The sequence below is a fragment of the Streptomyces sp. NPDC085937 genome (assembly GCF_044540535.1).
Classification (GTDB): domain Bacteria; phylum Actinomycetota; class Actinomycetes; order Streptomycetales; family Streptomycetaceae; genus Streptomyces.
This window is the reverse complement of sequence record NZ_JBITSH010000006.1, coordinates 380,543-394,713: the sequence shown is the minus strand read 5'-3', so window position 1 is coordinate 394,713 and position 14,171 is coordinate 380,543. Positions and strand designations below refer to the sequence as shown.

Sequence of the window (14,171 nt, the reverse complement as noted above, 5' to 3'; positions counted from 1 at the left end):
CCCCGCCGTGGAAGGGCGGGCCCCCGCCGCCGCCGCCCCCCGCGGGGCGGCCGCCGCGGTGGGCCCCGCCCGCGCCGGGCTCCCCGCGTCCCGCGGGGCCGCCGGGGGGGCGGGGCGCGGGGGGGCGCCCCGCCGGGCCGCCGAGGAACTGGGCGGACTGGAGTCGGCCCGCCGCGCCGAACGGCGCCTCGGCGAGCTCCTCGACGAGCGGGCCGACCTGGACCGCCAGGAACGCGCCGACGAGGAGGCGCGGGAGGACGCGGAGGCCTGGCTGGCCGACTGGGAGGCCACCCGCACCGCCCTCCAGGACCGCATCGCGTCCGCGCAGCAGGCCGCGGCCCGGGCCGGGGAGCTCGCCGGACAGCGCGACACCGCCCGCCGCCGCCTGGAGGCGGCCCGTGCCCGGGACCGGCTGACCGGGGACGCCGACACGGCCGGCGAACAGGCCCGCGCCGCCCGGGAAGAGGCACTGGCGGCCCGGCAGCACTGGCTCGACCTCAAGGAACAGCGGCTGAACGGCATCGCCGCGGAACTGGCCGCCGGCCTCACCGACGGCGCCCCGTGCGCGGTCTGCGGCGCCACCGTGCACCCCGCCCCGGCCCGCAGGGACGCGGGGCACGTCGACCGCGAGACCGAGGAACGCGCCCTCACCGCCTACCAGCGCGCCGAGGACCGGCGCACCGAGGCGGACCGGCGGCTCTCCGCCGTACGGGAGGAACTGGCCGCGGCGGGCGCCGGAGCCGGGGACACCCCGACCGCTCAACTCGCCCGCGAGCTCGACGCGACGGAGGAGGAGTACGCCCGGGCGCGGGACGCCGCCTCCACCCTGCACGCCACCCAGGAACAGCTGCGCGCCGCGGAGCGCGAACACGAACTGCGCACGGCCGCCCAGCGCGACGCGGAGGTCCGGTCCGCCGCCCGCGTCGGCCACCGGGAGCGTCTCGACCTCGAACGCGCCTCTCTGGAGGCGGAGCTGACCCATGCCCGGGGGGACGCCCCGAGCGTGGCCGCGCGCGCCGGGCAGCTCGAACGCGACGTCGCCCTGCTCACCGACGCCACCGACGCGGCCCGGACCGCCGAGGCAGCCGCCCGGCGGCTCAAGGACGCCGACGCCCGCCTCGCCGACGCCGCCTTCCGCGCCGGCTTCGACACCCCGCGGGCCGCCGCCGACGCCCTCCTCGACGACGCCGCCCACCGCGACCTGCAACGGCGCCTGGACGCCTGGCACGACGAGGAGGCCGCCGTCCGCGCCGTCCTCGCCGAACCGGAGACCGTGGCCGCCGGCCGGCGGCCCGCCGCCGACCTCACCGCCGCCCAGCGCGCCGCCGAGGACGCCGACCGCGCCGTCCGCGAGGCCGCCTCCGCCCGCGACGCCGCCGCCCGCCGCTGCGCCGAACTGGACCGGCTCTCCGCCCGCGCCGCCGCCTCGGTGCGCCGGCTCGGCCCACTGCGTGAGGAGTACGACCGGGTGGCCCGCATGGCCGCCCTCACCGCCGGCACCTCCGCGGAGAACGAACGCCGGATGCGCCTGGAGTCGTACGTCCTCGCCGCGCGCCTGGAACAGGTCGCCGCCGCCGCGACCGCGCGACTGCTGCGCATGTCGTCCGGCCGCTACACCCTCGTCCACTCCGACGACCGCGCCGGCCGCGGCCGCAGCGGCCTCGGACTGCACGTCGTGGACGCCTGGACCGGCCGGGAACGAGACACCGCGACCCTCTCGGGCGGGGAGACCTTCTTCGCCTCCCTGGCCCTCGCGCTCGGTCTCGCGGACGTGGTGACCGACGAGGCGGGCGGGGTCCGGCTGGACACGCTGTTCATCGACGAGGGCTTCGGCAGCCTCGACGACCAGACCCTCGACGAGGTGCTCGACGTCCTCGACTCCCTGCGCGAGCGCGACCGCAGCGTGGGCATCGTCAGCCACGTCGCCGACCTGCGCCGCCGCGTACACGCCCAACTGGAGGTCGAGAAGGGACGGTCCGGCTCGCGTCTGCGGCTGCTCGGGGCGTGACGGGGCAGGGTCAGCGTCCCACGGGACGGCGCGGCAGCGGCGAGGAGTACACCACGCTGGTGGTCACCGAACCGAGCGCGCCGATCCGGCCCGACACCTCCTCCAGATGCCTCATCGACCGCGCGGCGACCTTCAGGACGAAGCAGTCGTCGCCCGTCACATGGTGCGCCTCCAGGATCTCGGGCGTGGCGGCGACGAGGTCGTGGAACGGCTTGTAGTTGCCGGTCGGGTAGCGCAGCCGCACGAACGCCAGGATCGGCAGTCCGATCCGCTCGGGGTCCACCACCGCCGCGTAGCCCTGGACGACCCCGGCCTCCTCGAGGCGCCGCACCCGTTCGGTGACCGCGCTCGCGGACATCGACACGGCGCGGGCGAGTTCGGCGTAACTGGCTCGTCCGTCCCGCTGGAGGACCTCGAGGATGCGCCAGTCCGTGGCGTCCGGGGAATACGCGGTCATTCCCGAGAACTACCAGGGATTCGGCCGGTGGAGCAAGGGTGAGGCCGGGGATCGTCCCTTCAGGGCCGTCCCGTGCGACCGTAGTTTCTCTCCCATGACCACCACCGTGAATCCCGTCCTGCGCGTCGCCCCCGCCTCCCCGGCCGTGGCCGCCGCCCATTTCCGCGCGAGCCTCGCCCTGCACACCGACGTCTCCGACGTGGCCGCCGCGCTGGAGGCCGGCGGCGACCCCGGCTTCGTCCTGCTGGACTCCCGTTCCGCCGAGGCGTGGGACCAGGGCCACGTGCCCGGCGCCGTGCACCTGCCCGCCGCCCACGTCCCCGAGCGGGCCTCCGCGCTCCTGGACCCGTCCGTGCCGGTCGTGACGTACTGCTGGGGGCCCGGCTGCGACGGGGCCGCCCGCGCCGCGCTCGCCCTCGCCGAACTCGGCCACCGGGTCAAGGAGATGCTCGGCGGCTTCGAGTACTGGGTGCGCGAGGGCTTCGCGTTCGAGACCGTGCGGGGCCGCGAGCGCCACGTCGCCGACGCCCTGACGGCACCCCTGGGGGCTGACGCGTGCGGATGCTGAACCCGCCCGTCCGGTAAGGGAGTCGAGCCGATAGGTTGGGCCGCCATGGAGCGATACGCGGAGCCGGGCACGGTCGAGTGGGTGGAGTCGGGCGGCGGGCCGCTCGTCGCGGTGCCGGAGACGGTGCTGCCGTTCTGGACGGGCGCCGACGGCGAGGAGTTCGCCTCGGACTACGACCGGGCGTGCGAGGTCGACGGGCTCGTCGGCCTTCTCCCGGTCGGCGACGCCGCCGCCCTCGTCCTGGGCGACGAACCCGCCGCGACCGCCTTCCTCCCCGAGCACTCCCTCTTCGTCCGCTGGATCGCCGGAGAGGCGGAGGAGGACCTGCTGACGAGCGTCCCCGCCGCGCTCGCGACCGCCCAGTGGCAGCAGGAGACGCAGTGGAAGGTGCCCGGCCCCGTCGTCCTGTTCGACGCGGCCTGGCCCGGCACGCACGCCGCAGGCACCGACCACGCGCGCCTCGCCCTCGCTCCCGGCCCCTACGCCGTGCGCGCCGCACAGGTCAGCCCCGGCCCGGAGACCTGGCTCGTCCTGGTGCACATCCGGCCGCTGCCCTGACCCCGCGGGCGCCCTTATTCGGGTGCCCTCGCCGGCGGCGCGGCCCATCATGGGGATCATGCCGAAGTTTCCCCCGCCCCCGCCCGAGGAACTCCGCCGTGACCCGCTGCCGCTGCGGGGCCGCACCGCCCTGGTGACGGGTGCCAGCAGGCGCGGCGGCATCGGTCACGCCGTGGCCCGCCGGCTCGCCGCGTACGGCGCGAGCGTCTATCTGCACCACCACGTGCCGCACGACGCCGCCATGCCCTGGGGCGCCGACCGGATCGAGGACGTGACCGCCTCCGTGCGGGCGGCCCTCGGCGACCCGGACGCGCGCGTGGCCGCAGGCCCCGGAGACCTGAGCGACCCGGCGGAACCGGCCGCCCTGCACGCCCGCGCCGTCGAGGCGCTCGGCGGACGCCTCGACATCCTCGTCGCCAACCACGCCCTCAGCGGCTCCGACGGCGACCTGGACACCGTCGACGCCGCGATGCTCGACGCGCACTGGGCCGTGGACGCCCGCTCCGTGCTACTGCTGGTCCAGGCCCACGCCCGGCACCGGGCCACGCTGCCCCCGGACACCCCCGGCGGACGCGTGACGATGATGACCTCCGGGCAGGACATCGCCGGCGGCATGCCCGGCGAGATCGCCTACGCCCTCCAGAAGGGCGCCCTGGCCTCCGTCACCCGGTCCCTGGCGACCACACTGGCCGACCACGCGGTCACCGTGAACACCGTCAATCCCGGTCCGGTGGACACCGACTACCTGACCGGCGAGGTCTACGACGCGATCGCCGCGCGCTTCCCCGCCGGGCGCTGGGGCATGCCCGACGACCCGGCCCGCCTCATCGCGTGGCTGGCCACGGACGAGGCGGGCTGGATCACCGGCCAGGTCATCGACTCCGAGGGCGGCTTCCGGCGCTGAACCGGTCCTAGAGCGCCGCCAGTTCGTCCACCAGGTCGTCCAGGCCCAGCGACCCCTGGGACAGCGCGGCCATGTGCCAGGACTTGAGGTCGAAGGCGTCGCCGTGCCGCTCCCGGGCCTTCTCCCGGCCCAGCAGCCAGGCCCGCTCACCGAGCTTGTAGCCGATCGCCTGCCCCGGGATCGTCAGGTAGCGGGTCAGCTCGCTCTCCACGAAGTCCGCCGGGCGGCTGCTGTGCGCGCCGAAGAACTCCTGCGCCAGCTCCGGCGTCCACCGCTCGCCCGGGTGGAACGGCGAGTCCGCGGGGATCTCCAGCTCCAGGTGCATGCCGATGTCGACGATGACCCGGGTCGCCCGCATCATCTGCGCGTCCAGGTACCCGAGCCGCTCCTCCGCGTCCGTCAGGAAGCCCAGCTCGTCCATCAGCCGCTCCGCGTACAGCGCCCAGCCCTCGCAGTTGGCGCTGACCATGCCGACGGTGGCCTGGTAGCGGGAGAGGTTCTCCGCCATGTGCACCCACTGCGCCAGCTGGAGGTGATGGCCGGGGACGCCCTCGTGGTACCAGGTGGACACCAGGTCGTACACCGGGAAACGGGTCAGCCCCATCGTGGGCAGCCAGGTGCAGCCCGGCCGGGAGAAGTCCTCCGACGGCTGCGTGTAGTACGGCGCCGCCGCGCTGCCCGCCGGGGCGATCCGCGACTCCACCTTCCGCACCCGTTCGGCGAGGTCGAAGTGGGTGCCGTCGAGCCGGTCGATCGCCTGGTCCATCAGGCCCTGCAGCCAGTCGCGGACCTCGTCCACGCCCTCGATGTGCCGGCCGTGCTCGTCGAGGTGGGCCAGCGCCACCCACGGCGTCTCCGCACCCGGAAGGATCTTCTCGGCCTCCTTCCTCATCTCGCCCAGCAGCCGGTGGTACTCGGACCAGCCGTACGCGTACGCCTCGTCCAGGTCCAGGTCGGTGCCGTTGTAGTAGCGGGACCAGCGGGCGTAGCGCTCCCGCCCGACCGTGTTCGGCGCGCCCTCGATCGCCGGGGCGTACACGTCCCGCAGCCAGTCCCGCAGCTCCACCACGGCCGCCGTCGCCGCGCGGGCGCCCTCGTCGAGCTCCGCGCGTAGCGTGTCCGGGCCGGCGGCGGCGAAGTCCTCGAACCAGCCGCGGCCCTCGCCGGTGTCCGCCCACTCGCCGAGCTGCCCGACGAACGTCCCGGTCGGGCGCGGCGCCGCGTACAGCTTGCGTTCCAGGCCCAGTTCCAGGGACTCCCGGTACCCGGCCAGCGAGGCCGGCACCGCGCGCAGCCGCTCCGCGATCGCCCGCCAGTCCTCCTCGGTCTCCGCCGGCGTCACCGTGAACACCTCGCGCACCGAGTGCGCGACCGTGCCCAGGTTGCCGACCGCGCGCAGGTGCTCGTCGGCCTGGTGCACGGCGAGTTCGGCGGTCAGCCGCTCCCGCAGCAGCCGGGCGCAGCGGCGCTCGGCGTCGCTGTCCGCGCCGGGCAGCCGCTCGGCCTCGTCGAGCCGGGCGAGGGTCGTCCTGAGCAGCTCGGCGACCGCCTCCTGACCGGCGGGCGAGAGATCGGGCAGCCGGGAGGAACTCTCCTTGACGCCGAGGTACGTCCCGGTGATCGGATCGAGGGCGATGAGCTCGTCGACGTAGGCGTCGGCGACCTGACGGGGAAGCGCGCTGTTGGTTGGTGACATGCGGACCATCCTGGTACGACGTCCGCCGCACGTCACCCGGATTGAGCCGAGGGCGAAGGCGGCAGCATCGGACCGCAGTCCCACCGCTGGAAGATCAGCCGGGTCTCCACCCGCGCCACCTCCCGCCGCGAGGTGAACTCGTCGAGCACCAGCCGCTGCAGATCCGTCATGTCGGCGACGGCGACATGCACCAGGTAGTCGTCCGGGCCGGTCAGGTGGAACACGGTCAGCGACTCGGGCAGCGCCCGGATCCGCTCCACGAACGGCCCCACGAGCTCCCGTCGGTGCGGCCGCACCTGGACCGACAGCAGCGCCTGGAGACCCCGGCCGAGCTTCGCCGGGTCGAGTTCCAGCCGATGCCCGAGGATCACGCCGGAGCGGCGCAGCCGGGTCACACGGTCCAGGCAGGTCGACGGCGCGACCCCGACCTGAGCGGCGAGGTCCCGGTACGTCGTCCGGGCGTCGTTCTGCAACAGCCGCAGCAGATGGAGGTCCACCGGATCCAGTACGACAGATTCGGCCACACGCCGAACCTAGCACGGGGAACAATCCCGCAGAACCGTTCGGTGTTCACCCTGAGCGCCATGGACAACGGCATGGACACGCGACGCACCACCAGAGCACTCGCCACCGAGGCCGTGCACGCCGGCCGGGACGACCTCGCCGGACTCGGACTGCACGCCCCGCCGATCGACCTGTCCACCACCTACCCCTCCTACGACAGCCGGGCCGAGGCCGCCCGCATCGACGCCTTCGCCGCGACCGGCGCCGAGCCGGACGGCCCGCCGGTGTACGGACGGCTCGGCAACCCCACCGTCGCCCGCTTCGAGACCGCCCTCGCGCGCCTGGAGGGCACCGAGGCGGCGGTCGCGTTCGCCAGCGGCATGGCCGCGCTCAGCGCCGTGCTGCTGGTCCGCGGCTCCATGGGCCTGCGGCACGTCGTCGCCGTACGCCCGCTGTACGGGTGCAGCGACCACCTGCTGACCGCCGGGCTGCTCGGCTCGGAGGTCACCTGGACCGACCCGGCCGGGGTCGCCGACGCGCTCCGCCCGGACACCGGCCTGGTGCTGGTGGAGACGCCCGCCAACCCCACGCTCGCCGAGATCGACCTGCGGGCCGTCGCCCACGCCTGCGGCTCCGTGCCGCTGCTCGTCGACAACACCTTCGCCACCCCGGTGCTCCAGCGTCCGGCCGAGCACGGGGCGCGGCTGGTGCTGCACAGCGCCACCAAGTACCTCGGCGGACACGGTGACGTCCTCGCGGGCGTGGTGGCCTGCGACGAGGAGTTCGCCGGGCGGCTGCGGCAGATACGGTTCGCCACCGGCGGGGTGCTGCACCCACTGGCCGGCTACCTGCTGCTGCGGGGCCTGTCCACCCTCCCGGTCCGGGTGCGGGCCGCGTCGGCGAACGCCGCCGAACTCGCCGCGCGACTCGCCGCGGACCCGCGGGTGGCCCGGGTCCACTACCCGAGCATCGGCGGGGCGATGGTCTCCTTCGAGGTGCACGGCGACCCTCACGAGGTGATCGCGGGCGTCCGGCTGATCACCCCGGCGGTGAGCCTCGGCAGCGTGGACTCGCTCATCCAGCACCCGGCGTCCATCAGCCACCGCATCGTCGACGCCGAGGACCGCAGGGACGCGGGCGTCTCCGACCGTCTGCTGCGTCTCTCGGTCGGCCTGGAGGACGTCGAGGACCTGTGGTCCGACCTCGACCAGGCCCTGGGCGCACCGTCCACGCGTCCGGCCCGGTCGGAGGCGATGGCCCAGCGCTGAGGACCCTCCGTGAACGGGGGGGGGACGGCCCGGCACACCGCGGTGCGCCGTGCCGTCCCCCGTTGCCGTGGCGGGCGCGCCGGTCAGGGCCGGGCGACCCGTTCGCCGGATTCCTGGGTGTGGTGCGCCGCCGGGGCCGGGGTCAGGCGGGCCGTGATCACCAGGGTGCCCTCCTCGACCTGGTAGTCGAGCGGGAGGCCCAGGCCGCGCATCGCCGCGACCATGCCGGTGTTGGACGCCTGGGTCACGGCGTAGACGTGGGCGCAGCCCGCCTCGACCGCCATCCCCACCAGCCGGGACAGCAGTTCGGCGCCGACGCCCCGCCGCTGCCACGCGTCCTCGACGATCAGCGCGACCTCGGTCTCGTCGCCGTCCCACAGCAGATGGCCGAGGGCGACGATGCGGCCCGACGCGGTCTGCGCGGCGAGGGTGCGGCCGAAGCGCGGGCTGAGCAGGTGGTTGAGGTAGCGGCTCGCGTCCCCGACGGGCCCGTGGTAGCGGCGGCGCAGCGTCTCGTCGGAGCACCGCTCGTGCATCGCCCGCGCGGCCTCCACGTCGGCGGTGTCCGCCCGGCGCACGGAGATGTCACCGCCCTCGGGCAACGTCAGCACGTCACGGCCGCGCGGCATCCGCGGACCGAGCCGGGCGTCCAGCTCCACCAGGGCCCGGGCGCGGGCGAACTCCGTCGGGGTGAACGGCAGATACGGCCGCTCCACGGTGATCACACCGCCCTCCGGGTCGCGCAGCCGGATCACGGTCTCCTCCAGTGAGCCCTCCGGCGGGACCGCGCCGGCCGTCGCGCCACCGGCGGGCAGCGAACGGATGGTGCAGCGCCCCAGCAACTGCCGCAGCGCGAGCGGCAGTTCCGCGGCGTCCGTCGCGGTGCGGGCGGCCAGGCCGAGCATCCGGGTCGGTCCGTCCACCAGGTCGTGCGCGTCGGCCCGCTCGGCCCAGGTGTCCACGCCCCCGCCCGCCGTCACCGCGGCGACGAGATCCGCACCGGCCGGTGCCCGCAGCAGGAACTCGTCGACGGTGTGCGCGCCCAGCGGGTGCGTCTGCAGGCTCAGGATGTCGATCCGCCGCCCGGCCAGCGCCGTGCACAGGGCCGCCAGCGCACCCGGTTCGTCCCGCACCGTCGTCCGCATCCGCCACAGCACGCTCTCGGTCGCCGCCGGTCCGGGCAACGGCGGGGCGTCGCCGGTATCGTGCGCCGGCGGCGCGTGGCCGTGGCGGCGTGCCCACCACGCGTGGAACGCCTCCCCGCAGCGCGCGGCGCGGGCCATCGGGTTCCAGCGGGTCGCCGCGCGCCCTCCGTCACGGTCGTTCGTCACATCAGACATGTCTCGACTCATACAGTCACTGTGAAGGAACCGTGTTTCGTGATCACGAACGTACTGTGACTGACGAGTAAAGCGTGCTTCTGTCCGCATTACTGCGGTACCGACCGGCGAAGCCCCGCGCACGTTCGGTCACTTGACGGCGCGCGCCGGACCCGCCGGTGATCCACACGGTCGGCCGGGCGGGCGCCGACGGGCGCGCAGCGCCAGCACCAGGCACACCACCGTCGCCGCGACGGCGAGTGAGGCGGGCAGCCGCGCCCACGAGGTCCCCGCGACCGGCGCCTGGGCGACGAGCAGGACCACCGCGGTCGCGGCGGCGGCCGTCAGTGCGGGTGCCGCCCGCGGATACCCGGCCGGGGCGGTGACGCCGGCCGTCCACGGGTCGGTGACCAGCAGGTAGGCGAGCAGCAGGGCGGCGACGCAGACGACGAGCCAGAACGGCGGGCCGGTGAAGGCGGCGACCGCGATCGCCGCCGCCGGCAGCACGGTCGTCCTGCGGCGGGCCGCCAGGACCCGCAGGCGCATGGACGTCAGGACAGGACGGGCGTCGACCATCGGAGCGGCCCACCACGCGGCCACCGCCGCTCCCATGACCAGCATCCTGACCAGCGGCGACGCGTGCAGCGCGGCCGGCGGGTCGCAGGCGGCGACGGCGAGGGCCGTCCCGAGCAGGCGGTCCGTGACGCGGGACGTGAGACGGGTGAAGAGCCGGACGACCGGGCTGTCGGACGAGGCCGGGCCGGGCCGGGCGGGTCCGGCGGTCATCGGGACCCGCCGTGGATGCGGGTGCGCAACAACGGCGCGAGAGCGAGGTCGAGGCTCTCACCGGGCCGGTGGGCGACGACCGCGATGCCGCGCTCCACCAGGGCGAAGCGCATCGCGTCCCGGTCGGCCCGCCACAGCCGCAGCGCGAGCTCGCCTTCGGCGTCGCCGGGTTCCACGACCGGCTCGCCGGCGGGGATCTCGACGACGACCATCGGGTTGGCCCGCCCGCGCACCTGGTGCAGGACGTCGACGATCCGCTGGTCCGTCAGCGGCGTCATGACGTACACCAGCGCTCCTTCCGGCAGCGCGGGCGGCGGGAGCAGGCCGAGCCCCTCCGAGCGGTGCGCGCGGTCCTTGCGGACCTCCAGCACACTCTCGACGATGCGGTAGAAGTAGCCCTGACCGCTGCCCGGTTGCAGCCAGCGGGTCGTGCCGCCGACCGACACGACACCGACCCGGTCGTGGGTGCGCAGGTAGGCGCGGACCAGCCCGGCGGCGGCCCGGAAGGTCTCGTCGAGCGAGGACACGCCGGTGACCGGGTCGACCACGTCGGCGAGGACGTCGAGCAGCACCACGGTGTCGGCCGCGCGCTCCGCGGCGAACTGGTGCACCTGCAGGGACCCGCGCCGGGTGGTGGCCGGCCAGTGGATCCGCCGCTGCCGTTCACCGCGCACGTACGGGTGCACGCCGGTGACCTCGACGCCCTCGCCGCGCTGCACGGCGGTGTGCTCGCCGAGCCGTTGCGGCAGCCGGACCGGGATGGGCGTGAGGCCGGCGTGTCCGGGCAGCGGGAACACGGCGATCTCCCCGAGTTCGGCCCGCACCGTGCGCCGCGCCAGCCCGCCTTCGTCGTAGACGTCGACGTCGACCGTGCCGAGCGACCAGCGGCCCCAGCGCCGCGCGGTCAGGACGAGATCGACGTAATGCGCGCCGACCGCGAGATGGTCGAGCCGGACCCCGTGACCGAGGGTGATGCCGGGGTCCAGGCGGCCGGGCGCACCGTCGTGGGAGACCGCGATCCGCACGCTCACCCGTTCGCCCTCGAAGAGCCGCCGCGGCTCCACCTCGGCCTCGGCCGTCACCGCCTGCGGGCGCGGCCCGCCCGGCAGGGCGAGGGCGAGCAGCACCAGGGGCGGCGCGGCGAGAGCGAGGACCCAGGCGTGCCCGGTGACGAGCGCCGCGATCAGCGCGACGACGGCCAACGTGCCCAGCCGCAGCGCGCGTTCACCCGCGCGCAGGCCGGACGGAGGCGGTGGCGGTGGCTGGGCGGTCACGTCGTGACGGCCGACCAGGGCCCGCCGCACGGCGGCGGCCGCCCTGCGGTCCGGGACGCGCTCCGTCATGACGCGACCGGCGTGCGCGGCACGGTCTGCGGGGCGGGCACGGACCGCACGATCTCGCGCATCACGTCGTCGCCGTCGATCTGCCGGACCCACAGCTCCGGCTTGAGGGTGACGCGGTGCGCGAGGGCGGGCACCGCCACCGACTTGACGTCCTCCGGGGTCACGTAGTCCCGCAGGTCCATGACGGCACGGGCGCGGGCCAGCTGCACCAGGGCCAGCCCGCCGCGAGGGGAGGCGCCGACCTGGACGTGCGGGTGGTCGCGGGTGGCGCGGACCAGCGCGACGACGTACTCCAGCAGGTCGTCGTCGACCTCGACGCCTTCGACGGCGGCCCGCATGGCCAGCACCTCGCCCGGACCGCTGAGCGTGCGCAGCACCGCCTCGGGCGCCGCCCGCTCGACCCGCGCGCGCAGCATGCCCTTCTCCTCGGATGCCTCCAGGTAGCCCATACGCACCCGCAGCAGGAACCGGTCGAGCTGGGCCTCGGGCAGGGAGTACGTGCCCTCGTACTCGATCGGGTTGGCGGTGGCGACGACCACGAAGGGCTCCGGCAGCGGCCGGGTGCTGCCGTCGACGGACACCTGGGACTCGGCCATCGCCTCCAGCAGGGCGGCCTGGGTCTTGGGCGGGGTGCGGTTGATCTCGTCGGCGAGCAGCAGGTGGGTGAAGACCGGTCCGGGCCGGAAGACCATCTCGCCGGTCCGCTGGTCGTAGAACGGTGCTCCGGTGACGTCGGAGGGCAGCAGGTCGGGGGTGAACTGGATGCGCCGGAAGTCCAGCCCGAGCGTGGTGGCGAAGGAGCGGGCCAGCAGCGTCTTCCCGAGTCCCGGCAGGTCCTCGATGAGGACGTGGCCTCCGGCGAGGACGCCGAGCATCACCAGCTCCAGGGGCTCCCTCTTGCCGACCACGGCCGTGCCGATCTCGTCGAGCACGGCCGCGGCCCGCTCGCCCGCCTGCCGGGGCGTCAGGGTGTCGTGATCCGGGATGAGGTGGGGGCTGGTCACGGTCGGTTCCTCACGGTGCGGGGGTCGGGGTGCGGGTGCGGGACGGGTGGGGGCGGGCCGGGGCGTGGCTCCACCGGTCACAGGGCTTCCAGGCGGTCGAGCAGGGAGCGCAGGACGGGCTCGGGAAGCGTGGGCCGGGGAGCGGGCGCCCCCGGATCGATCCACGGCCACAGCTCGCCTCCGACCAGTGCCCGGGCGCGCTGTGGGTCCCGGTACATCGGGACGCCGTGCCGTTCGGCCAGCCGGGCGGCGAACAGCCGCTGCAACTGCGGCCGCATGACGGTGTCGAGGTGCGTGTCGCCGTCGTCCGCGAGGGTGTGGGACACGATGCGCCGCCAGCCGCCAAGGGCAGGTGCCCGGCTGCTCAGCAGGCGTACGGGCTCCCGGAAGCCGCTGTCCTGGGCGGCACCGCCCGCGGCGTAGCGCCCCAGGCCCAGGGCGACCGCGGTGAACAGGGCGAGGCCGGTGGCGGCCGCGGCGGCACCGTCGGCCAGGGCGAGCAGCACCTCGGTCGCGACCGCGACGGTGCCCAGGAAGGCCAGCGATTGACGGACCGAACCGGGTTCGGACAGCACGGAGTCGGCCACGGCCCGTATCCGGGCGGGCGCCTTCACGAGGTACCCGCCACGGCCTCGGCTTCCGAGGCCATCGCGCGCAGGCCCTCGGCGATCTCGGTGAGCGCGGCGGCGGCCCGGTCGTGGTGGCCGGTGTCCATCGGGTGCGTGGAGTAACGGGCCTCGCGGAACAGCGCGGTGAGCGTGGCGGCGGCCGCCCCCGCGGGAAGCCCCCCGGCGACGGCACGCTCCAGCAGGTCCTGCGGGCTGTCCGAGGCACGCCGGGCCACGCCGGAGTCGGCGAGCGACTTCTCCATGGCGGCGTAGCAGGCGATGACGGCGGCGCGGGCGTCGTCCCCGCCCGACAGGGCGCGGCGCCCGGAGTCCACGGCGCGGGCCAGGCGTTCCTGCTCGTCGTCGAGCGTCGCGTACGTCGCCGTGGCCTCGGGCGTCAACGGCCGGGTCAGGTGCCGCCACAGACGCAGTCCGGCGATCACGACGACCACGACGAGCAGGGCGATGCCGAGGCCGATCAGGATGCGCGTCAGCCCCAGGTCCAGGCCGTCGCCGGTGTCCCCGGCGTTCCTCGGGGGTGGCAGGGTGCGCGCGGGGTCCTGAGCCGGGCTGGGAAACGGTGACGCGTCGAGGCCGTCGTCCACGCCGGGCCCGTAGGCGTCACCGGACGAACCGAACCGGTGCAGGACCAGGACGAGCAGCGGGACGGCCAGTGACGCGCCCAGCAGGACGCGGCTCATGGCGTCGGTCACCCGCTCCCGGACCGGGTCGAGTTCGCCGGCGGCGGCGACCCGCTGCCGGTACTTCTCGCGCAGCGACAAGCCACCGAAGAAGGCGAGCAGGGCGAGGCCGAACACCAGGACGGGGTTGCCGCCGAGCGGCCCGCTGCCCTCGGCCAGCAGGCGCGCGTCGGGGCGCAGCAGCAGTGCGGCCAGGGACAGTCCGGCCACCACCAGCACCGTCGGCGCGGCCTGCGCGGCGCCGATCGTGCCGTGCCGCCGCCGCCCGTCCGCCGTACGCTCCCGCCCCACCGCCACGCCCCTTCGTGCACACCCAGGTGTGCTCGCCGCTCCCGCGCCTGCCGCCGGTTCCTTCCGGCAGGACGGAAGCCTGACACGACGAGACGTGCCGCCACATTGCCTGCTTACGGCAATACTCGCGCACTCTTTCATGCCGTCGTCCGGCGA

At 75.3% G+C, this 14,171-nt stretch carries 14 protein-coding genes; 5 read left to right on the top strand and 9 right to left on the bottom strand.

Going from position 1 to position 14,171, the window contains the following annotated elements:
- Positions 1-2,008 (top strand): SbcC/MukB-like Walker B domain-containing protein (locus ACIF8S_RS16515; RefSeq protein ID WP_399999806.1); only part of this gene is annotated, 2,008 nt, incomplete at its 5' end.
- A gap of 10 nt (positions 2,009-2,018) precedes the next feature.
- Here ACIF8S_RS16515 and ACIF8S_RS16510 read toward each other — a convergent pair.
- Complete coding sequence (locus ACIF8S_RS16510; RefSeq protein ID WP_399999805.1) at positions 2,019-2,465, bottom strand: Lrp/AsnC family transcriptional regulator; 447 nt, start codon at positions 2,463-2,465, stop codon at positions 2,019-2,021.
- 94 nt (positions 2,466-2,559) lie between these two features.
- On the opposite strand from ACIF8S_RS16510, the gene ACIF8S_RS16505 reads away from it, so the two are divergent.
- The 3 genes from ACIF8S_RS16505 to ACIF8S_RS16495 are packed head-to-tail and all read left to right on the top strand — an operon-like array spanning position 2,560 to position 4,495.
- Entirely contained in the window at positions 2,560-3,033 is a 474-nt protein-coding gene (locus tag ACIF8S_RS16505; protein WP_399999804.1) for a rhodanese-like domain-containing protein, read from the top strand.
- 45 nt (positions 3,034-3,078) lie between these two features.
- On the top strand, positions 3,079-3,591 hold the full coding sequence (locus ACIF8S_RS16500) for an immunity 21 family protein (RefSeq protein ID WP_349799755.1): 513 nt from the start codon (positions 3,079-3,081) through the stop codon (positions 3,589-3,591).
- A 58-nt stretch (positions 3,592-3,649) separates the two neighbouring features.
- Positions 3,650-4,495, top strand: a complete 846-nt coding sequence (locus ACIF8S_RS16495; RefSeq protein ID WP_399999803.1) for an SDR family oxidoreductase — start codon at positions 3,650-3,652, stop codon at positions 4,493-4,495.
- Positions 4,496-4,502: 7 nt separating this feature from the next.
- Here ACIF8S_RS16495 and ACIF8S_RS16490 read toward each other — a convergent pair whose 3' ends face one another.
- Complete coding sequence (locus ACIF8S_RS16490) at positions 4,503-6,191, bottom strand: DUF885 domain-containing protein (RefSeq protein ID WP_399999802.1); 1,689 nt, start codon at positions 6,189-6,191, stop codon at positions 4,503-4,505.
- Positions 6,192-6,223: 32 nt separating this feature from the next.
- Positions 6,224-6,715 (bottom strand): Lrp/AsnC family transcriptional regulator, encoded by a 492-nt coding sequence (locus ACIF8S_RS16485; protein ID WP_024884874.1) that lies wholly within the window; start codon positions 6,713-6,715, stop codon positions 6,224-6,226.
- Between the two features lie 60 nt (positions 6,716-6,775).
- Between ACIF8S_RS16485 and ACIF8S_RS16480 the strand changes: the two genes are divergently transcribed.
- Positions 6,776-7,963, top strand: a complete 1,188-nt coding sequence (locus ACIF8S_RS16480; protein WP_399999801.1) for a trans-sulfuration enzyme family protein — start codon at positions 6,776-6,778, stop codon at positions 7,961-7,963.
- A gap of 83 nt (positions 7,964-8,046) precedes the next feature.
- Here ACIF8S_RS16480 and ACIF8S_RS16475 read toward each other — a convergent pair whose 3' ends face one another.
- From ACIF8S_RS16475 to ACIF8S_RS16450, 6 genes are all read right to left on the bottom strand, one after another.
- Entirely contained in the window at positions 8,047-9,303 is a 1,257-nt protein-coding gene (locus ACIF8S_RS16475; RefSeq protein ID WP_399999800.1) for a GNAT family N-acetyltransferase, read from the bottom strand.
- Positions 9,304-9,432: 129 nt separating this feature from the next.
- Complete coding sequence (locus ACIF8S_RS16470; protein ID WP_399999799.1) at positions 9,433-10,068, bottom strand: hypothetical protein; 636 nt, start codon at positions 10,066-10,068, stop codon at positions 9,433-9,435.
- On the bottom strand, positions 10,065-11,411 hold the full coding sequence (locus ACIF8S_RS16465; RefSeq protein ID WP_399999798.1) for a DUF58 domain-containing protein: 1,347 nt from the start codon (positions 11,409-11,411) through the stop codon (positions 10,065-10,067). Before ACIF8S_RS16465 ends, ACIF8S_RS16470 begins: the two co-directional genes overlap by 4 nt.
- A complete protein-coding gene (locus ACIF8S_RS16460) occupies positions 11,408-12,415 on the bottom strand; it encodes an AAA family ATPase (RefSeq protein ID WP_399999797.1) in 1,008 nt (335 codons plus the stop codon). The genes ACIF8S_RS16465 and ACIF8S_RS16460 overlap by 4 nt, the downstream gene beginning before the upstream one ends.
- Positions 12,416-12,492: 77 nt before the next feature.
- The gene (locus ACIF8S_RS16455) at positions 12,493-13,002 is read right to left on the bottom strand and encodes a hypothetical protein (RefSeq protein WP_399999796.1); all 510 of its coding nucleotides are present in this window, start codon (positions 13,000-13,002) and stop codon (positions 12,493-12,495) included.
- A 23-nt stretch (positions 13,003-13,025) separates the two neighbouring features.
- The gene (locus tag ACIF8S_RS16450; RefSeq protein WP_399999795.1) at positions 13,026-14,015 is read right to left on the bottom strand and encodes a DUF4129 domain-containing protein; all 990 of its coding nucleotides are present in this window, start codon (positions 14,013-14,015) and stop codon (positions 13,026-13,028) included.
- Between the last annotated feature and the right edge of the window lie 156 nt (positions 14,016-14,171).